The organism is Pseudomonas sp. CNPSo 3701, assembly GCF_028674975.1.
Taxonomy (GTDB): domain Bacteria; phylum Pseudomonadota; class Gammaproteobacteria; order Pseudomonadales; family Pseudomonadaceae; genus Aquipseudomonas; species Aquipseudomonas straminea.
Genome location: NZ_JAQZSI010000001.1, coordinates 226904 through 244470 on the forward strand (window position 1 = coordinate 226904; position 17567 = coordinate 244470).

14 protein-coding genes are annotated in these 17567 nt (G+C 63.8%); 2 read left to right on the forward strand and 12 right to left on the reverse strand.

Annotated features, from left to right (window positions below; all coding sequences use genetic code 11):
* Positions 1-43: 43 nt before the first annotated feature.
* Both PVA39_RS00995 and PVA39_RS01000 read right to left on the reverse strand, forming a co-directional pair.
* Positions 44-1468, reverse strand: a complete 1425-nt coding sequence (locus tag PVA39_RS00995; protein WP_274122419.1) for an alanine/glycine:cation symporter family protein — start codon at positions 1466-1468, stop codon at positions 44-46.
* A 267-nt stretch (positions 1469-1735) separates the two neighbouring features.
* Positions 1736-3190, reverse strand: coding sequence for an alanine/glycine:cation symporter family protein (locus tag PVA39_RS01000; RefSeq protein ID WP_274122420.1), 1455 nt, complete (start codon positions 3188-3190; stop codon positions 1736-1738).
* Between the two features lie 165 nt (positions 3191-3355).
* On the opposite strand from PVA39_RS01000, the gene PVA39_RS01005 reads away from it, so the two are divergent.
* Positions 3356-4168 carry a helix-turn-helix domain-containing protein gene (locus tag PVA39_RS01005; protein WP_274122421.1) on the forward strand — a complete coding sequence of 271 codons (813 nt, stop codon included), beginning with the start codon at positions 3356-3358 and terminating at the stop codon, positions 4166-4168.
* Between the two features lie 315 nt (positions 4169-4483).
* Here PVA39_RS01005 and PVA39_RS01010 read toward each other — a convergent pair whose 3' ends face one another.
* The 4 genes from PVA39_RS01010 to aspA form a co-directional block, all read right to left on the reverse strand.
* Complete coding sequence (locus tag PVA39_RS01010; protein WP_274122422.1) at positions 4484-5251, reverse strand: substrate-binding periplasmic protein; 768 nt, start codon at positions 5249-5251, stop codon at positions 4484-4486.
* Between the two features lie 157 nt (positions 5252-5408).
* Positions 5409-6176 carry a substrate-binding periplasmic protein gene (locus tag PVA39_RS01015; RefSeq protein WP_274122423.1) on the reverse strand — a complete coding sequence of 256 codons (768 nt, stop codon included), beginning with the start codon at positions 6174-6176 and terminating at the stop codon, positions 5409-5411.
* A 166-nt stretch (positions 6177-6342) separates the two neighbouring features.
* Positions 6343-7596, reverse strand: coding sequence for a dicarboxylate/amino acid:cation symporter (locus tag PVA39_RS01020; protein ID WP_274122424.1), 1254 nt, complete (start codon positions 7594-7596; stop codon positions 6343-6345).
* A 123-nt stretch (positions 7597-7719) separates the two neighbouring features.
* Positions 7720-9144 carry an aspartate ammonia-lyase gene (gene aspA, locus PVA39_RS01025; protein WP_274122425.1) on the reverse strand — a complete coding sequence of 475 codons (1425 nt, stop codon included), beginning with the start codon at positions 9142-9144 and terminating at the stop codon, positions 7720-7722.
* A gap of 177 nt (positions 9145-9321) precedes the next feature.
* Here aspA and PVA39_RS01030 point away from each other — a divergent pair, with 177 nt between their 5' ends.
* Positions 9322-10233 (forward strand): LysR substrate-binding domain-containing protein, encoded by a 912-nt coding sequence (locus PVA39_RS01030; RefSeq protein WP_274122426.1) that lies wholly within the window; start codon positions 9322-9324, stop codon positions 10231-10233.
* Positions 10234-10285: 52 nt separating this feature from the next.
* Here PVA39_RS01030 and PVA39_RS01035 read toward each other — a convergent pair whose 3' ends face one another.
* From PVA39_RS01035 to PVA39_RS01060, 6 genes are all read right to left on the reverse strand, one after another.
* Positions 10286-11608 (reverse strand): sigma-54-dependent transcriptional regulator, encoded by a 1323-nt coding sequence (locus PVA39_RS01035; protein WP_274122427.1) that lies wholly within the window; start codon positions 11606-11608, stop codon positions 10286-10288.
* A complete protein-coding gene (locus tag PVA39_RS01040; RefSeq protein ID WP_274122428.1) occupies positions 11601-13502 on the reverse strand; it encodes a sensor histidine kinase in 1902 nt (633 codons plus the stop codon). Before PVA39_RS01040 ends, PVA39_RS01035 begins: the two co-directional genes overlap by 8 nt.
* A 99-nt stretch (positions 13503-13601) precedes the next feature.
* Positions 13602-15275 carry a gamma-glutamyltransferase gene (gene ggt / locus PVA39_RS01045; protein WP_274122429.1) on the reverse strand — a complete coding sequence of 558 codons (1674 nt, stop codon included), beginning with the start codon at positions 15273-15275 and terminating at the stop codon, positions 13602-13604.
* A gap of 70 nt (positions 15276-15345) precedes the next feature.
* Positions 15346-16080, reverse strand: a complete 735-nt coding sequence (locus PVA39_RS01050; protein WP_013793461.1) for an amino acid ABC transporter ATP-binding protein — start codon at positions 16078-16080, stop codon at positions 15346-15348.
* Positions 16077-16745, reverse strand: coding sequence for an amino acid ABC transporter permease (locus PVA39_RS01055; RefSeq protein ID WP_178109863.1), 669 nt, complete (start codon positions 16743-16745; stop codon positions 16077-16079). Before PVA39_RS01055 ends, PVA39_RS01050 begins: the two co-directional genes overlap by 4 nt.
* Positions 16742-17488: an amino acid ABC transporter permease gene (locus tag PVA39_RS01060; RefSeq protein WP_093500863.1), complete on the reverse strand. Its 747-nt coding sequence runs from the start codon at positions 17486-17488 to the stop codon at positions 16742-16744. Before PVA39_RS01060 ends, PVA39_RS01055 begins: the two co-directional genes overlap by 4 nt.
* Positions 17489-17567 lie beyond the last annotated feature (79 nt).

A 17567-nucleotide genomic window follows, 5' to 3' on the forward strand; every position in this document is an offset into this window, starting at 1 on the left:
TCAGGCACGCCGCCATGGATGGCATGGCGGCGTTTCGGGAGGCTCAGCGCTGCTGAGTGTCTTGCACGGCGGACTGCTGCGGCAGGGCCGGCCAGGAGGTCTTGTCCAGCTTCAGATCGGCGAACTTGGCGGGGTCGAAGACCGGGATCTTCACGCCTGCCTTGATCTGCGCATCGTAGTCGTTCATCAGGCGCAGGCCAGTCTTGAACAGCAGGGCCATGGCGATCAGGTTGACGATGGCCAGCAGGCCCATGGTCAGGTCGGCGAAGCCGAAGACGGTGCCCAGATCCTGGGTCGAACCCCACATCACCAGTACGATCACCAGCACGCGGTAGCCTTGTACCATCGCGCGGCTCTTGCTGAAGAAGCCCAGGGCGTTTTCACCCAGGTAGTAGTTGTAGATCAGTGTGGTGAACACGAACAGGCTCAGTGCCACGCTGATGAACACGCGGCCCCACTCGCCGACGATGGCGGCCAGGGCGCTCTGGGTGAGGATCACGCCACCGACTTCGCTACCCGGTGCATAGGTGCCGGACAGCAGGATGATCATCGCGGTGCAGGTGCAGATGATCAGGGTGTCGATGAACACGCTCAGCGACTGCACCACGCCCTGGGCGGCCGGGTGTGATACTTCGGCCACGGCAGCCACGTTCGGGGCGCTGCCCAGACCGGCTTCGTTGGAGAACAGGCCGCGCTTGACGCCCATGATGATGGCTGCGCCGATGCCGCCGGCGAACGCAGGCTCCAGGCCGAAGGCGCTGCGCACGATCAGCATGAAGGTGTCCGGAACCTGGCTGATGTTGCTGCCGATCACGAACAAGGCGATGGCGATGTAGGAGCCGGCCATGACCGGTACCAGCACGTCGGCGAACTTGGCGATGCGCTTGATGCCGCCGAAGATGATCAGGCCGATGATGCACACCAGCACGATGCCGCTGACCCACTCCGGAATACCGAAGGTGTCATGCATGGAGCTGGCCACGGTGAACGACTGCAGGGCGTTGAAGCCGAAACCGAAGGTGACCAGCAGCAGGATCGAGAAGACGATGGCCATCCAGCGCTGGCCCAGGCCGTGCAGGATGTAGAAGGCCGGGCCACCGCGGTAGGTGCCGTCGCCCTCGTTCTGCTTGTAAAGCTGCGCCAGGGAGCACTCGAAATAGCTGGTGGCCATGCCGACCAGTGCGACCAGCCACATCCAGAACACCGCGCCTGGGCCGCCGAGGGTAATGGCCACGGCCACACCGGCAATGTTACCGGCGCCCACGCGACCGGCCACGCTGAGCATCAGTGCTTGGAAGGAGCTGAGCTGACCCGGCTTGCGCTGCAGCGCCTGGCCGAAGATCTGGAACATGCTGGTGAAGTAGCGGAACTGAACGAAGCGCGAACGGATGCTGAAGTAGAGCCCGAGGCCAACCAGCATGACGATCAGCACTTTGCTCCAGATAAGGTCGTTCAATAAATCGAGCATGACACTCTTCCTGTTGTTATTAGGGGTATAGGTAAAACCGCGCGTTCACCAGGCGCCCGGCAACGGCGCTGCGCGAGCGATGTTCATCGCGCAGACGGTGCAAGCGGGTTTACCGGCCGCAATGGTTGGTCAAAGGCGGCGGAGCGGCAATTTCGCGGGTCGATCCTATGTGATGCGACTTGATGCTATTTTAGAGTCGCTCGCATCACTTGCAGCGGCTGCGGCGCAGCCGGGTGACACAGGGCGTGTCACCCGGCAGACCGAATCTCAGCGCTGCGTCGGCAGCAGTTCCGGCGCGCGCTGTGCCTGGGCGGCGCTGGCATTTTCCGGTTTGGCGGCCGGCCAGGCGGCGCGGTCCAGATCCAGATCGGCGAACTGCGAACCGTCGAATACCGGCTGGTCGATGCCGGTCTTGCGTTGTGCGTCGTAGTCTTTCAGCACGCGCAGGCCGACCTTGATCAGCAGGGCCAGGGCGGTGAGGTTGACGAACGCCAGGCAGGTCATGGTGATGTCGGCGAAGGCGAACACGGTGCCCAGGTTCTGCATCGAACCCCAGCAGATCAGCGCCAGCACCAGGCCGCGGTAGCCGAGCAGGGCGACCTTGCTGCGCCCGACCAGGAACTGCAGGGCGTTCTCGCCGAGGTAGTAGTTGTAGAGGATGCAAGTGAACACGAACAGGCTCAGCGCGATGCTGATGAAGGTTCGGCCCCAGTCACCGACCACCGCCGCCAGGGAGTTCTGGGTCAGCGCGATGCCGTCGCCTTCGAAACCCGGGGTGTAGAAACCCGACAGCAGGATAAGCAGCGCGGTGCAGGTGCAGATCACGAAAGTGTCGAGAAACACGCTGAACGCCTGCACTACGCCCTGTGCGGCCGGGTGCTTGACCGAGGCCACGGCGGCCACGTTCGGGGCACTGCCCAGGCCGGCTTCGTTGGCGAACACGCCGCGCTTGACACCCATCACGATGGCGCTGCCCAGCAGGCCGGCAAATGCCGGTTCCAGGCCGAAGGCGCTCTTGACGATGGTGGCCAGCATGCCCGGCACCAGGTCGATCTGGCTGACGATCACGTACAGGGTCACGGCGAGGTAGGCGAGGGTCTTGACCGGTACCAGCAGGTCGGACACCGAGGCGATGCGCTTGATGCCGCCGATGAACACCAGACCCAGCAGCACGGCCAGGGCGATGCCGCTGTACTGGACCGGGATGTTGAAGGCGTTCTGCAGCGAGTGGGTCACGGTGAACGACTGCAGGCCGTTGAAGGCGAAGCCATAGGTGACCAGCAGCAACACCGCGAAGGTCATCGCCATCCAGCGCAGCTTCAGGCCGTGCTGGATGTAGTAGGCCGGGCCGCCACGGTACAGGCCATCACCGTCGCTCTGCTTGTAGAGCTGGGCCAGGGTGCATTCGAAGAAGCTGCTGGACATGCCGACCAGGGCGGTCACCCACATCCAGAACACGGCACCCGGGCCGCCCAGGGTCACGGCGATGCCGACACCGGCGATGTTGCCCGCGCCGACCCGGCCGGCCAGGCTGAGCATCAGCGCCTGGAAGGAGCTGAGCTGGCCGCCGCTGCTGCGGATCGAGTCCTTGAACACGCTGAACATGTGGGTGAAGTGGCGGAACTGGACGAAACGCGAGCGCAGGGTGAAGTAGCTACCCAGGCCGACGATGAGCACGATCAATACTTTCCCGGAAAGAAAGTCGTTCAGTACTTCGAGCATGATCAGAATCCTCGACGCTTATTGTGATTGTTCGCAGGCCGACGCTGATGCGCAGGACATTGGCCAATTTTTGAGCAAGGAGGCTGCTGGAACAATTTCGCGGGTCGACCCCAGGTGACGCGACTTGATGCTACAATCACGCCATTCGCATCATATGAGCCGGTCATGTCCAGTCATCTCGGTGAGAATCTCAGGCTGCTTTGCAGCCACTACCGTTCCATTGCGGAGGTGTGCCGCAAGATCGGCATCAACCGCGGCCAGTTCAACAAGTACCTGGCCGGAGAGAGCCAGCCCACGGCATATAACCTCAAGAGAATCGGCGATTTCTTTGGTGTCGAGGGTTACGAGCTGGGCCTGCCGGGTGACCAGTTCGGGCGGTTGATCGGCGCCCGTGGTACGCAGATAGGTGCACCCGCCGAGCGCGATCCATTACATGCCTTGTTACAGCCTCTACGGGAAAGTTCGGGCGATCTGTCGCGCTATTGCGGCTACTACTTCGAGTACGCCAACTGCATGTCGGTGCCGGGCACCATCCTGCTGTCGCTGGTGCACATGCGCGAAGAGGGTGGCAACTTCCTGTTCGAGCGCCAGGAGCGCCAGGTGTTATCCACCGGCGGGCTGGCTGACGATTCGGCGCGCTGTCGCTACCTGGGCGCGGCCTTCCAGCTGCAGGACCGGCTGTTTCTCATCGACTACGAGTCGCTGACCGTCAACGAGATGAGCCAGACCATCCTGATTCCCAGCTTCAAGAGCCGCATCACCCGCCTCAACGGGCTGAAGACCGGCGTATCCAGCGGCGATCGTCGCACCCCGGCGTGCACCCGGGTGGTCTGGGAATTCCTCGGCACCGAGATCAACCGCATCAGCACCTACCGCCAGGTGATGCTCTACCAGCCGGACGACCCACGTATCGACGAAGACATCCGCCAGCGCCTGGCCCACGCGCCGGTGCGTGATGGGTTGTTCGAGGTGGAGTGAGGCGGCATGGGAGTACACCCGTTGATGGGCTGGCGCCCATCCTACGGCCTGGGCGTCTTCGCACGCTTCGTAGGGTGTGTGGAGGCGCTTGTTACGCTTTGAACATGACGGTGCGCTCGGCGCGCCGTAACCCACCACGGGCTCAACGCTATACACCGCCCGGTGGGTTACGCCGCGTGCCGAGATTGTGGCCATCGGCAATCGATGGTGTGGCGCCGCTCACCCACCCTACGGTTCTGGATACTTATGTGGGAGCGCTGAACTCGAACGCACTTCGCCTAATCGCTCAGCGAAAGCCAGAACGCAATACCGCTATCAGCACAGCTCCGGCTGCTTGTTGCAGGTGCCGTAGCCTTCGTTCTTCATCTGGTCGAGGGCCTGTTGCAGGCGGGTGACTACTTCGTCCGGGGTTTGCAGGTTGAGCGCCAGGTACATGTCGGAGCGGTCGATGACCAGCACGGTGCGCAGGCCGGTCACGCCGGCCTGCTTGGCGTGATAGCGCCATACGGGATCGGTGGTGGCCCACAGGTCGATCTTGCCGCCGGTTAGCTTGGCGATGTTTTCCTGGTCACGCAGCGCATTGGTCGCTTGCAGGCCGGCGCGTTCCAAGGCTTGGCTGACGGCGCCGTCCTTGTAGGCACCGATGCGGTACTTGGCGGCTTCTTCGAGGCGCGTCAGGTTTTCGATCTTGGCGCCCGGGGCAGCGAGCAGCACGCCTCCGACCTTGGCGATCGGCCCGACCCACTTGAACAGCGGGCGGCGCGCCTCGCTCATCGAGGTGGAGAACAGCCCATAGTTGGCATGGGCCAGGGTGTCGTCGTACACGCGGCTCCACGGGAAGCGCAGGGTCAGGGTGTAGTCGATGCCGGCGCGCTTGAACATCTCGCGCACGATAGTGGTACTGACGCCTTGCACGTTGGCGTCGCGGGCGAAGTTCTTGTCCCCTTCGGCCATGTTGAAGGGCGGGAAATTCTCGGTCTGCAGCACCACCTTGTAGTCCGCTGGCAGCTCGGCGTGGACGGGCAGGGCGAACAGGCTGGAAACGGCCAGCAGGCCGGCAAACCATGCGGCATTGACTCTCATCGGAACAGCTCCTTGTTAGGCCGCCGCCCTTTTAGCGCGCCGCTGCGCAAACGGCAATGAGTCGTCACGAGCAAAGCCCCAGACTGTGAACCGGTCCGGGGCTTTTGCGTGCAGCGGCCGCTCTAGAGTGCCCTGCGAGGTGTTCGTGGCGCGAGGCTCAGCACAGTTCCGGGTGCTTGTTGCAGGTGCCGTAGCCTTCGGTCTTCATTTGATCCAGCGCCTGTTGCAGGCGGGTGACCACTTCATCCGGCGTGTCCAGGTTGAGGGCCAGGTAGAGGTCGGCGCGGTCGAAGGTCAGCACGTTGCGCAGGCCGGTCACCCCCTCCTGGCGGGCCTGGTAGCGCCATACCGGATCGGTGGTGCCCCACAGATCGATCTTGCCGCCCGTGAGCTTGGCGATGTTCTCCTGGTCACGCAGCGTGTTGTTCGGCTGCAGGCCGGCCTTTTCCAGGGCCTGGGCGGCGGCGCTGTCCTTGTAGCTGCCGATGCGGTACTGGCGTGCCTGTTCCAAACCCGTCAGGTTGGGAATGTTGGAGCCGGGCGCAGCGAGCAATACGCGCTCGACCTTGGCAATAGGCCCGACCCACTTGAACAGCGGGCGCCGCGCCTCGTTCATCGACGTGGAGAACAGGCCGTGGTTGGCGTTGGCCAGGGTGGCGTCGTAGATGCGGCTCCAGGGGAAGCGCAGGGTCAGGCTGTAGTCGATGCCGGCGCGCTTGAACATCTCGCGCACGATGGTGGTACTGACACCTTGGATATTGGCGTCACGGGCGAAGTTCTTTTCGTTGTCGGCCATGTTGAATGGCGGAAAGTTTTCCGTCTGCAGCACGACCTGATAGCCAGGCGGTAGCTCGGCCTGGGCAGGCCCTGCAACGACGCTTGAAACGGCCAGCAGACACAACAGCCACGCAGATTTGACAGTCATCGGAGGCATCTCTTGTCAGGGTTGCTGCCCTTTTAGCGCGCTGGCGCACAAAGGGCAATCAGCCCCAGGCGAGATTGCCGACGATTACCGAAAATCGCTACCCGTGAGCTTGTGCGGTACGCCGCAGCAGGCTCTAGCGGTAGCTAGGCGGCGTACCTGTTTGGCGTTACGGCCGGTTATTGCCGTTGTACACCGAGCGATCCAGCTCGTTTTCGCTGCTACCGACCAGGGTCGTGGTCATCAGATCACCGGCCACGTTGACCATGGTGCGGGCCATGTCGAGGATGCGGTCGATACCGGCAATCAGGGCTACGCCCTCGAGCGGCAGCCCGACCGAGGTCAGGACCAGGCCAAGCATGATCAGGCCGGCGCCGGGCACGCCGGCAGTGCCGATCGAGGCCAGGGTGGCGGTGAGGATGATCATCAGGTATTGGCCTGCATTCAGGTCGACCCCGAACGCCTGGGCGATGAACAGTGCGAGCACGCCCTGATAGATCGCGGTACCGTCCATGTTGATGGTCGCGCCCACCGGCAGCACGAAGCCGGCCACGCCTTCGGAAACGCCCAGATTCTTGCGCGCGCATTCAATCGATACCGGCAGAGTGCCGGAGCTGCTGGAGGTACTGAACGCCACCGCCAGTGCCGGGGCGATGCCCTGGAAAAAGCGTAGCGGGCTCAGACGCGCGAGCATGGCGAGCATGCCGCCATACACCAGCAGCAGATGGGCGATGCTGGCCAGATAGATGACGCCGATCACGCCCGCCAGTGGCAGCAGCACTTCGATGCCGTGGGCGGCGACCACGCCGGCGATCAGCGCGAACACGCCAATCGGTGCGAAGCGCATCACCAGGTCGGTGAGCTTGTAGAACACCTCGGCCAGGCTATTGAAGAGCTTGACCGCAGGCGCCGCCTTCTCCCCGACCAGGTTCATGCTCACCCCCAGGGCAATGGCGAACACGATGATTTGCAGAATGTTGCCTTCGGCGAATGCGCTTACCGGGTTGCTGGGCACCAGGCCGACGAGGATCTGCACCAGTGACGGCGCCTCTTTGGCTTGCGTTGCTGTGCTGGCGCTCATGTTCATGTCGGCGCCGGGGCTGAACAGCGCGCCGAACAGCAGGCCGATACTGACCGCGAATGCCGTGGTGACCAGGTAGATGGCAATGGTCTTGACGCTAATCCGGCCCAATTTGGCGGTGTCCTGCATGCAGGTGATGCCGGCCACCAGAGAAACGAAGACCAGCGGCACGATGAGCATCTTGATCGCATTGAGGAACAGCGCACCCAGCGGCGCGAGCAGCCTCGCACCGTCCTTGAACAGCAGGCCGACCACTACGCCGAGTACAAGGCCGATGAGGATCTGCTGCCAGAGGGGCATGCCCCCCAGGAAGCGACGTGAAGCGGTAACGCTCTGACTCATGAATTTCACCTGGATTGTAATTGTTGTGAAGGCCGCGGCAGCGGCTAGCGAGTGGTACCCGGCACAGGGCACAAATGCACACGCCGCACTTCATGGAGTGCGGCGTGTTTGATACTCGAAGGTTTAGCCCTGCAGCGGAACCAGTCGTGGCGCGATCATGTTTTCCGGACGCAGGATGTCGGACAGCGTGGCGTCGTCCAGCAGTTGCTCCTCGCGCACCAGCTCCAGTACACCGCGGCCGCTGATCAGCGCCTCCTTGGCGATACGGGTGGAGTTCTCGTAGCCAATGTACGGGTTGAGCGCGGTGATCAGACCGATGGAGTTTTCCACCTGAGCACGGCAGTGGGCTTCGTTGGCGGTAATGCCATTGATGCAGTGCTCGCGCAGCATGTCCATGGCGCGCTGCAGCAGACGGATCGAGTCAAAGATCTTGTAGGCGATCAGCGGCTCCATGACGTTGAGCTGCAGTTGGCCGCCTTCGGCCGCCATGGTCAGGGCCAGGTCGTTGCCGATAATCTCGAAGGCCACCTGATTGACCGCTTCCGGAATCACCGGGTTGACCTTGCCGGGCATGATCGAGCTGCCCGGCTGGCGTGCCGGCAGGTTGATCTCGTTGATGCCGGTGCGCGGGCCGCTGGATAGCAGGCGCAGGTCGTTGCAGATCTTCGAAAGTTTGACCGCGGTGCGCTTGAGCATGCCGGAGAACAGCACGAAGGCGCCCATGTCCGAGGTGGCTTCGATCAGGTCAGCAGCCGGCACCAGCGGCTGGCCGCTGATCAGCGCCAGGCGCTGCACGGCTAGGTGCTGGTAGCCCGGGTCGGCGTTGATGCCGGTACCGATGGCGGTACCGCCCAGGTTCACTTCGGTCAAAAGCTCTGGAGCCAGGCTGCGCAGGCGCCCCAGGTCTTCACCCAAGGTGGTGGCGAAGGCGCGGAATTCCTGGCCGAGGGTCATCGGCACGGCATCCTGCAGCTGGGTGCGGCCCATCTTCAGCACATGGGCGAATTCCTCACCCTTGGCGGCGAACGACTGGATCAGGCTTTCCAGGCTGGCCAGCAGGGTGTCGTGGCCGAGCAGCAGGCCCAGGCGAATGGCGGTCGGGTAGGCGTCGTTGGTCGACTGCGCCATGTTCACGTCGTTGTTCGGGTGCAGGTGCTTGTATTCACCCTTGGCATGGCCCATGGCTTCCAGGGCGATGTTGGCGATCACCTCGTTGGCGTTCATGTTGGTCGAGGTGCCGGCGCCGCCCTGAATCATGTCCACCACGAACTGATCGTGGAAATCACCACGGATGATGCGTGCGCAGGCTTCGCTGATCGCCGCGTGTTTTTCAGCGGGCAGGTGGCCCAGCTCACGGTTGGCGTCGGCGGCGGCCTGCTTGACCATGGCCAGGGCCACGACCAGTTTTGGGTAGTGGGCCAGGGGCACGCCGGACAAGCGGAAGTTGTTCAGCGCACGCAGGGTCTGGATGCCGTAGTAGGCTTCTGCCGGGACTTCGAGGGTGCCGAGCAGGTCTTTTTCGACGCGGAACGATGCAGCAGCGGACATGATGTCTCGATTCTCTTGATAGGGCGGAAGATACCGCGATGGGCCAAAGAATAAGGCTTGCGGACGCGAAGCGGCCAATGCTGTTGTTTGCTGGCCTATGCACAATCGGCATAATGTGGCCGTGACCAATTCTTTGCACCAAACGTGTGCGCCGCGCTGCGCGAATCGAGGACGCCCATGAACCTGGAAACCAAATGGCTGGAAGACTTCGTGACCCTGGCCTCGACCCGCAGTTTTTCGGCAGCGGCACAAAAGCGCTTCGTCACCCAGCCAGCCTTTAGCCGCCGCATTCGCAGCCTCGAGGCAGCCCTGGGGCTTACCCTGGTCAACCGCTCGCGCACGCCCATCGAGCTGACCGAGTCTGGCCAGCTGTTCCTGCTCACCGCGCGCAGTATGGTCGAACAGCTCGGCGAAGTAGTGCGTCACTTGCATCACCTGGAAGGACAGCAGGGTGAGGCGCTGCAGATCGCCGCTGCCCACTCGCTGGTGTTCGGATTCTTTCCGGAATGGATTGCCCGCCTGCGCCGTGACGGCCTGCCATTGACCACACGCCTGGTGGCGACCAACGTCGGCGAAGCGGTGCACTCGCTGCGCGAAGGTACCTGTGACCTGATCCTCGCCTATCACGACCAGGACGCCGCCGTGCAGCTGGTGCCTGATCTGTTTCCGTCGCTGCATCTGGGGCGCAGCGAGATGCTGCCGGTGTGCGCGGCGGATGAGCACGGCGCGCCGCTATACGATCTGGACGCCGGCCTGAGCGTGCCGCTATTGGCCTACAGTGCCGGGACCTTCCTGGGGCGCTCGGTCAATCTGCTACTGCGCCAACGCGCGCTGCGTTCCACCACCGTGCATGAAACGGCCATGGCTGACAGCCTCAAGGCCATGGCCCTGCAAGGCCTGGGCGTGGCCTGGGTGCCGCGTCTGTCGATGAGCGCCGAACTGGCGCGCGGCGAACTGGTGGTGTGCGGCAAGGAGCATTGGCACATCCCGCTGGAGATTCGCCTGTACCGCTGGAGCATGTCGCGCAAGGCGGCGGTGCGGCTGTTGTGGCGCAAGCTGGAAGGCGGCGTGGGGCGGGAGGAGGGTTAGTAGTGGCGCGACCAGAGATTCCCACAGTGATCTTTAGATAGTTGCTCGGCTTTTACCCCAGCCCGTACTTCTTCACCTTGTCGAACAGCGTGGTCTTGGCCATGCCCAGGGCCTGGGCTGCCTGGCTGAGGTTGCCGGCATGCTGGTCGAGCGCATCGACCAGCAGGTTGCGTTCGAAGGCTTCCACGGCTTCGGCGAAGGTGGCGGCATTGCCTCCGTTGCTGCCGCTCTTCTTGAAGGCCGGCAGGCCGAGGGCGAAGCGCTCGGCGACGTTGCGCAGTTCGCGCACGTTGCCGGGCCAGTCGTGGGCCATCAGCGCGGCCAGGGTGTGACGATCCAGCTCCGGCGCGGCGCGGTCGAAGCGCAGGGCCGAGAGTTGCAGGAAGTGTTCGAACAGCAGGGCGATGTCCTCGCGGCGCTCGCGCAGCGGTGGCAGTTCGAGGGTCACCACGTTGAGGCGGTAGTACAGGTCGCTACGGAACTGGCCGCTCTTGCCGGCCTCGTCGAGGTCGGACTTGGTGGCGGCGATCACCCGGCAATCCACAGCCACCGGCTGGTTCGAGCCCAATCGCTCCAGGCTGTGCTCCTGCAGCACGCGCAGCAGTTTGATCTGCAGGTTGAGCGGCATGCTTTCGATTTCGTCGAGAAACAGGCTGCCGCCGTTGGCGTGCTCGATCTTGCCGATACGGCGCTTGCCGGCGCCGGTGAAGGCATGGGCTTCGTGGCCGAAGATTTCGCTCTCGAACAGATTCTCCGGCAGGCCGCCGCAGTTGAGCGCCACGAAGGCCTTGCTTTGCCGGCGACTGAAATCGTGCAGACAGCGGGCGACCAGCTCCTTGCCGGTGCCGGTCTCGCCTTCGATCAGTAGTTTGGCCGAAGTATCGGCGACATTGGCGATCAGTTCGCGCAGCTGCTGCATGGCCGGCGAACGGCCGATCAAGCGGTGTTCCAGGGCCTGCTTGCCGGCCAGCTGGCGGCGCAACGACGAAACTTCGCGAGCCAGGCTGCGCTGCTCTAGCGCGCGACGGGCCACTTCTACCAGGCGCTCCGGCGAGAAGGGTTTTTCCATGAAGTCGTAGGCGCCGTCGCGCATGGCGCCGACCGCCATGCCGATATCGCCGTGGCCGGTGATCAGCACCACCGGCAGGCTGGGGTCGCGGCGTTTGAGCTCGCCGAGCAGTTGCAGGCCGTCCATGCCGGGCAGGCGGATGTCGCTGATGACGATGCCGGCGAAATCCGCGTCGATACGCTTCAGGGCGTCTTCGGCGCTGCCCACGCCTTCGCAGGGAATGTCCTCCAGGGTCAGGGCCTGCTGGCAGCCGAGCAGTACGTGGGGGTCGTCCTCGACGATCAGCACGGTGAGGTCATCATTCATCGGGTGTCTCCATGACAGCTGCAACCTGGCTCAGGTTGAGTTCGAAAGCGGTACCGCCCTGGGGCGGATGGTCAGCGCTAAGATTGCCGCCGGCGGCTGCGGCGAGGCTGGCGGACAGCGTGAGACCAAGCCCCAGGCCCTGCTCGCCGGGCTTGGTGGTGAAGAAGGGTTCGAACAGGTGGGTGCGGTCTTCGGGGGCGATGCCGGGACCGTTGTCGATCACGCGCAGGCGATAGCGCTCGCCCTCTGCGCTGCCCCGCAACCACAGCTGGCGATCTGCCTGGGCGCTCATGGCATCGGCGGCGTTGGCGATCAGGTTGACCAGAATCTGCTCCAGGCGGGTCTGGTTGATCGCCAGGCGCGCGTCGGCGAACTCGCGGTGAATGGTCAGTGGCGTGCGCTCCAGGCGCGGCTGCACGACCTGTAGCGCGGCGTCCACGGCCTTGCTCAGGCTGGCTTCGCCGCCATCGTTGGCGCGGCGGGCGAAGGCGCGCAGGCTGCCGGTGATCTTGCCCATGCGGTCGACCAGCTCGTTGATGGTCTGCAGGTTGGTGGTGGCCACGTCATAGGCGCCGCGGGACAGGAAACGCACGGTATTGCCGGACAGCGTGCGCAGCGCCGCCAGCGGCTGGTTGAGCTCGTGGGCGATGCTGGTGGACATTTGCCCGATGACCGCCAGCTTGCCGGCCTGCACCAACTCGTCCTGGGCCAGGCGCAGGGTTTGCTCGGCCTGGCGGCGCTCGCGAATCTGCGCCTTGAGGCGCTCGTTGCTGGCGCGCAGGTCGGCAGTGCGTTCGGTGATCTTGCGCTCCAGCTCGCTATTGGCACGTTGCAGGGCTTCACGGGCGGCCAGGCGGGTGGCGATCACCTTGCGGCGCTCGTTCCAGGCGATCAGCAGAAAGGCCAGCAGGGCGAAGGCGGCGGCGGCCAGCATGCCGTGGCTGACCGCTTCGCGGCGCAGGTCCTGCAGCGGGCTCAGCAGGGTCAGGTGCCAGGGTGTGTCTTCCAGCGGGCGGCTCTGGGCCAGATAGTTTGTAACCTCGCTGGCATCCTGCGCGTTGTGGCCCGCGAAGCTGACCTGCTCGACGCCATCGGCCAGCGTCTCGCGTGCCAGAGGCATCAGCTCGTCGAGTGACGACCAGTGATATTGCAGGCTGCGCGCCAGGCGTTCCTTGGTGTCGGCATTGAGTGGGCGCACGGCCTTGAGCCGTCGCGCCGGATCACTGGAAAGGATGATGATGCCGTTCTCGTCGCTGACGTAGGCCTCCAGTCGCGCCCGTTGCCAGCGCTGCTCCAGTGGATCGAGGCGCACCTTGACCACTGCCACGCCGATGATTCGGCCGTTGGCACGCAGGCCGTGGGACAGGTAATAGCCGGGCTCGCCGGTGGTACTGCCTATGCCGTAGAAGCGGCCCTGTTCGCCTTCCAGTGCGTCCTGGAAATAGGCGCGGAAGGACAGATCCTCGCCCAGGTAGCTGTCAGCCTGGCGCCAGTTGCTGGTGGCCAGCACCCGGCCTTCGGTGTCCATCACGTAGATGGCCAGGCTGCCGCTGCGCTGGTTGAGGCCTTCGAGGTAGTCATTGACGCGTTGGCGCCGGTAGGCGTCGGGCGTCAGCAGCAGGCGGCTGACGTTGGATTCGAGCTCCAGCAGGCTGGGTAGGTAGGTGTACTTGTTGATCTCGCTTTCCACTGCCCGGGCGTTGAGCTCGAGCTGGCGCTCGCCGCTGTCGACCAGGCTGCGGATACCCGACTGTTCGCTCAGGTAGTAACCGGCGTAACCGCAGGCAGCCACCAGCGCCAGCATCAGCAGGGTCAGCGACAGGTGGCGGACGTAGCGCGGTTTGGCAGCCAAGGCGGGCGGCACCCCAGGGAGACTGATGGACACGCATTGCATCACAGTCACCGCGACCTAGCCAGCCCGCGCAAGGGCAGGGCAGATCGGTCACCGCTGCGGGCGCAGCGGTGCCGTGAAACGTGAGTCATGCCATGCCGCTCAGGGTTTGACCACCATGCCGACACCGCGACCGCGGGGGTCGGAAGCGGTTTGCAGGCTGCGCCCGTCGACGCGGATGGCCTGGATATCGCCCATGTTCCAGCCCTGGTCTTCGAGCACGTAGCCCATGGCCTTCAGCTCGTCGGCGACCTTGCCGGTGAGCGGCGCGTAGGCGTCGTAATAGATGGTGTCCTTGGGCAGCAGCTGGTGGTGCACGCGCTGGGCGGCTACAGCCTTCTCCAGAGGCAACTTGAAGTCGTAGACGTTGTTGAGCACCTGGAAGATCGAGGTGAAGATCCGCGAGCCGCCGGGCGTGCCCAGCACCAGGCTGACCTTGCCGTCACGGGTGACGATGCTCGGGCTCATCGACGACAGCATGCGCTTGCCCGGCTCGATGGCGTTGGCATCGCTACCGACCACACCGAAGGCGTTGGCCACGCCAGGCTTGGAGCTGAAGTCGTCCATCTCGTCGTTGAGCAGGAAGCCGGCGCCTTCGACTACCACGCCGCTGCCGAAGTCCCAGTTCAGGGTGTAGGTGTTGCTGACCGCGTTGCCGTCGGCGTCGACGATCGAGAAGTGCGTGGTCTGGTGCGGCTCCAGGCCCGGGCGAACCTTCTCGGTCGGCGAGATGGCGGTTGGGTTGACCTCGGCAGCGCGGCGCTTGAGGTACTCGGCGTCGATCAGTTTGGCGACCGGCACCTTGGAGAAGTCCGGGTCGCCCAGGTAATCGGCGCGGTCGGCGAACACCCGCTTCTCGATCTCGGCCAGGAGGTGGATATAGCGCGCGGAGTTCAGCTCGACGCCCTTGAAGTCGGCGGCGCGCTGCTCCTTGATACCGATCAGCTGGGCCAGGGCGATACCGCCGGAGCTGGGCAGCGGCGCGGTGTACAGGCTGTTGCCCTGCCAGTCGACGCGCATCGGCTCGCGCCATTTGACGCGGTAGTCGGCCAGATCCTGTTTGGTGATCAGCCCGCCGTCACGCTGCATCTGGGCGACCAGCAGGTCGGCGGTCTTGCCCTTGTAGAACTCGTCCGGGCCATTGGCCGCAATGCGCTCCAGGGTCTTGGCCATCAGCGGCTGCTTGAAGGTTTCCCCTGGGCGCATGCTGCCGAAGTGTGCGGTGAAGTTGGTCTTGCCGTTGAACAGGCCGATGGCGTCTTCGCGATACTGGAACTGCTGGTCGGCGACCTTGAAGCCACTGTTGGCGTAGCCGATGGCGGGCGTCAGCAGCTCGCTCCACGGCAGCTTGCCGAAGCGCTTGTGCGCTTCCCAAAGGCCCATCACCGTACCGGGCACGCCGGCGGCCTTGGCGCCGACCAGGCTGAGGTTCTCGATCACCTCGCCCTTGTCGTCTAGGTACATGGTCTTGGTAGCGGCCTTGGGCGCGGTCTCCCGGTAGTCGAGGAAGTACGGCTTGCCATCCATGAACAGGGTCATGAAGCCGCCGCCGCCGATGTTGCCGGCTTCGGGGTAGGTGATGGCCAGGGTGAAGGCGGTGGCGACGGCGGCGTCGACCGCATTGCCACCTTTCTTGAGGACCTCGGCGGCCACCTTGGCGGCGTATTCGTCAGGCGCGGCGACCGCGCCGCCGTCCAGATTGGCGGCCAGCACGGCATTGCTGCAGGCGGCGATGGCGACGCTGAGTGTCAGGGTTTTGAAGTGCAGAACACGCATGATGGGGCCTCGAATTTTTATTGGGCTTTTCGAGTGTAGGCCCGCTATCGGCGATAGCGGGCCTGGCGCATCAATGCTGAAGGATCTTGGCGAGGAACTGCTGGGCGCGGTCGGAGCGGGCGCTGATGTCGCCGAAGAACTCTTCCTTGGGGCAGTCCTCGACGATCTTGCCGGCGTCCATGAAAATCACCCGGTCGGCGACCTTGCGGGCGAAGCCCATCTCGTGGGTCACGCACATCATGGTCATGCCTTCGTGGGCCAGCTGCACCATCACGTCGAGCACTTCGTTGACCATCTCCGGGTCGAGCGCCGAGGTCGGTTCGTCGAACAGCATCACCACCGGATCCATCGCCAGGGCACGGGCGATGGCCACACGCTGCTGCTGGCCACCGGAGAGTTGACCCGGATGCTTGTGGGCGTGCTCCTTGAGGCCGACGCGCTCGAGCAGCGCCAGGCCCTTCTTGGTGGCTTCTTCCTTGCTGCGGCCGAGCACCTTGATCTGCGCGATGGTCAGGTTTTCGGTGATGGTCAGGTGCGGGAACAGCTCGAAGTGCTGGAACACCATGCCGACGCGCGAGCGCAGTTTCGGCAGGTTAGTCTTCTTGTCGGCAATCGAGGTGCCGTCGACCACGATGTCGCCCTTTTGGAACGGCTCCAGGGCGTTGACGCACTTGATCAGGGTCGACTTGCCCGAACCGGACGGTCCGCAGACCACGACCACTTCGCCTTTCTTGACGTCCGTGGTGCAGTCGGTCAGCACCTGGAAGTCCCCATACCACTTGTTGACGTTCTTGATGGAAATCATACGGCTAACCTTTTTTGCAGGAGCTTGACCAGCTGCGAGGCAGCGAAGCTGATGGTGAAGTAGACCAGGCCGGCGAAGATCAGGAATTCATGGGGCTGACCCAGAATGTCGCCGCGCGAGCGGGCGGCGTTGAGGAAGTCCATCAGGCCGACGGTGTAAACCAGCGAGGTGTCCTGGAACAGGATGATGCTCTGCTGCAGCAGCAGCGGAGTCATCTTGCGAAACGCCTGGGGCAGGATGATCAGGCGCATGGTCTGGCCGTAGCTCATGCCCAGCGCCTGGGCCGCGCCCATCTGGCCGCGCGGAATCGACTGGATGCCGGCACGGACGATTTCGCAGAAGTACGCCGCCTCGAACATGATGAAGGCCACCAGACAGGACGCGAACGCGCCCACGGGGGTGTCTTCACCGGTGATCCAGCGCAGGATGAACGGCACTGCGAAGTAGAACCAGGTGATCACCAGCAGCAGCGGGATCGAGCGGAAGTAGTTGACGTAGGTGGCGGCAATCTTGGACAGCAGCACGCTGTTCGACAAGCGCATCAGCGCCAGCAGGGTGCCGAGAACCACGCCACCGATAACGCCCATGACCATCAGTTGCAGGGTCATGGCCATGCCTTCCCAGAGGCCTGGCAGAGCGGGAATGATCTGACTGAAGTCCATCATTTGCCTCCCACGGAAATCAGGCCCGGTACGGCGACCTTACGCTCGACCATGCGCATGATCATCATCAGGCTCATGTTCAGGGTGAAGTAGATCAGCGTCGCCAGTGTGAAGGCTTCGAACAGGTTGGCGCTGAATTCGGCGGTCTGCTTGGTCTGCGCGAGCAGCTCCATGAGGCCGATCAGCGAGGCTACCGAGGAGTTCTTGAAGATGTTCAGAAACTCGCTGGTGAGCGGCGGAATGATGATCCGGTAGGCCTGGGGCAGCAGCACGTTCTTGTAGATCTGCGGCAGGCGAAAGCCCATGGCATAGGCCGCCGCAGTCTGGCCCTTGGGCAACGCCTGGATGCCGGTGCGCACCTGTTCGCAGACGCGGGCGGCGGTGAATAGGCCCAGGCATACGACCACGCTCAGGTAGGCCGAGGTAGCCGGGTTGAGGTCCTGCTTGAACCAGATTTCCAGCGGCTCGGGCAGCAGGTCCGGCACCAGGAAGTACCAGAGGAACAGCTGCACCAGCAGCGGTACGTTACGGAAGATCTCCACATAGGCGGTGGCGATCCCGGAGATCAGGCGGTTCGGCACGGTGCGCATCACACCGAGCAGCGAGCCAAGCGACAGGGCGATCAGCCAGCCGACCAGGGCGATGGCGATGGTCCAGCCCAGACCGGTAATGAACCACTCCAGGTAGATTTCATCGCCAATGCCGGTGGACTTGAAGAAGATGCCCCAGTCCCAGTTGTAGTTCATCGGGTTTCCCCTCTTGTGAGGAAGCGATCTGCTGCGCGTCGGCCCTGCTGCGTTGAAACCAGGCTCGGAATGCTCATGT

Excerpts from the sequence above, each read along its gene's own strand:
- PVA39_RS00995 (WP_274122419.1), bottom strand. The coding sequence starts at position 1,468 with ATGCTCGATTTATTGAACGACCTTATCTGGAGCAAAGTGCTGATCGTC.
- PVA39_RS01000 (WP_274122420.1), bottom strand. The coding sequence starts at position 3,190 with ATGCTCGAAGTACTGAACGACTTTCTTTCCGGGAAAGTATTGATCGTG.
- PVA39_RS01005 (WP_274122421.1), top strand. The coding sequence starts at position 3,356 with ATGTCCAGTCATCTCGGTGAGAATCTCAGGCTGCTTTGCAGCCACTAC.
- PVA39_RS01010 (WP_274122422.1), bottom strand. The coding sequence starts at position 5,251 with ATGAGAGTCAATGCCGCATGGTTTGCCGGCCTGCTGGCCGTTTCCAGC.
- PVA39_RS01015 (WP_274122423.1), bottom strand. The coding sequence starts at position 6,176 with ATGACTGTCAAATCTGCGTGGCTGTTGTGTCTGCTGGCCGTTTCAAGC.
- PVA39_RS01020 (WP_274122424.1), bottom strand. The coding sequence starts at position 7,596 with ATGAGTCAGAGCGTTACCGCTTCACGTCGCTTCCTGGGGGGCATGCCC.
- aspA (WP_274122425.1), bottom strand. The coding sequence starts at position 9,144 with ATGTCCGCTGCTGCATCGTTCCGCGTCGAAAAAGACCTGCTCGGCACC.
- PVA39_RS01030 (WP_274122426.1), top strand. The coding sequence starts at position 9,322 with ATGAACCTGGAAACCAAATGGCTGGAAGACTTCGTGACCCTGGCCTCG.
- PVA39_RS01035 (WP_274122427.1), bottom strand. The coding sequence starts at position 11,608 with ATGAATGATGACCTCACCGTGCTGATCGTCGAGGACGACCCCCACGTA.
- PVA39_RS01040 (WP_274122428.1), bottom strand. The coding sequence starts at position 13,502 with ATGCAATGCGTGTCCATCAGTCTCCCTGGGGTGCCGCCCGCCTTGGCT.
- ggt (WP_274122429.1), bottom strand. The coding sequence starts at position 15,275 with ATGCGTGTTCTGCACTTCAAAACCCTGACACTCAGCGTCGCCATCGCC.
- PVA39_RS01050 (WP_013793461.1), bottom strand. The coding sequence starts at position 16,080 with ATGATTTCCATCAAGAACGTCAACAAGTGGTATGGGGACTTCCAGGTG.
- PVA39_RS01055 (WP_178109863.1), bottom strand. The coding sequence starts at position 16,745 with ATGATGGACTTCAGTCAGATCATTCCCGCTCTGCCAGGCCTCTGGGAA.
- PVA39_RS01060 (WP_093500863.1), bottom strand. The coding sequence starts at position 17,488 with ATGAACTACAACTGGGACTGGGGCATCTTCTTCAAGTCCACCGGCATT.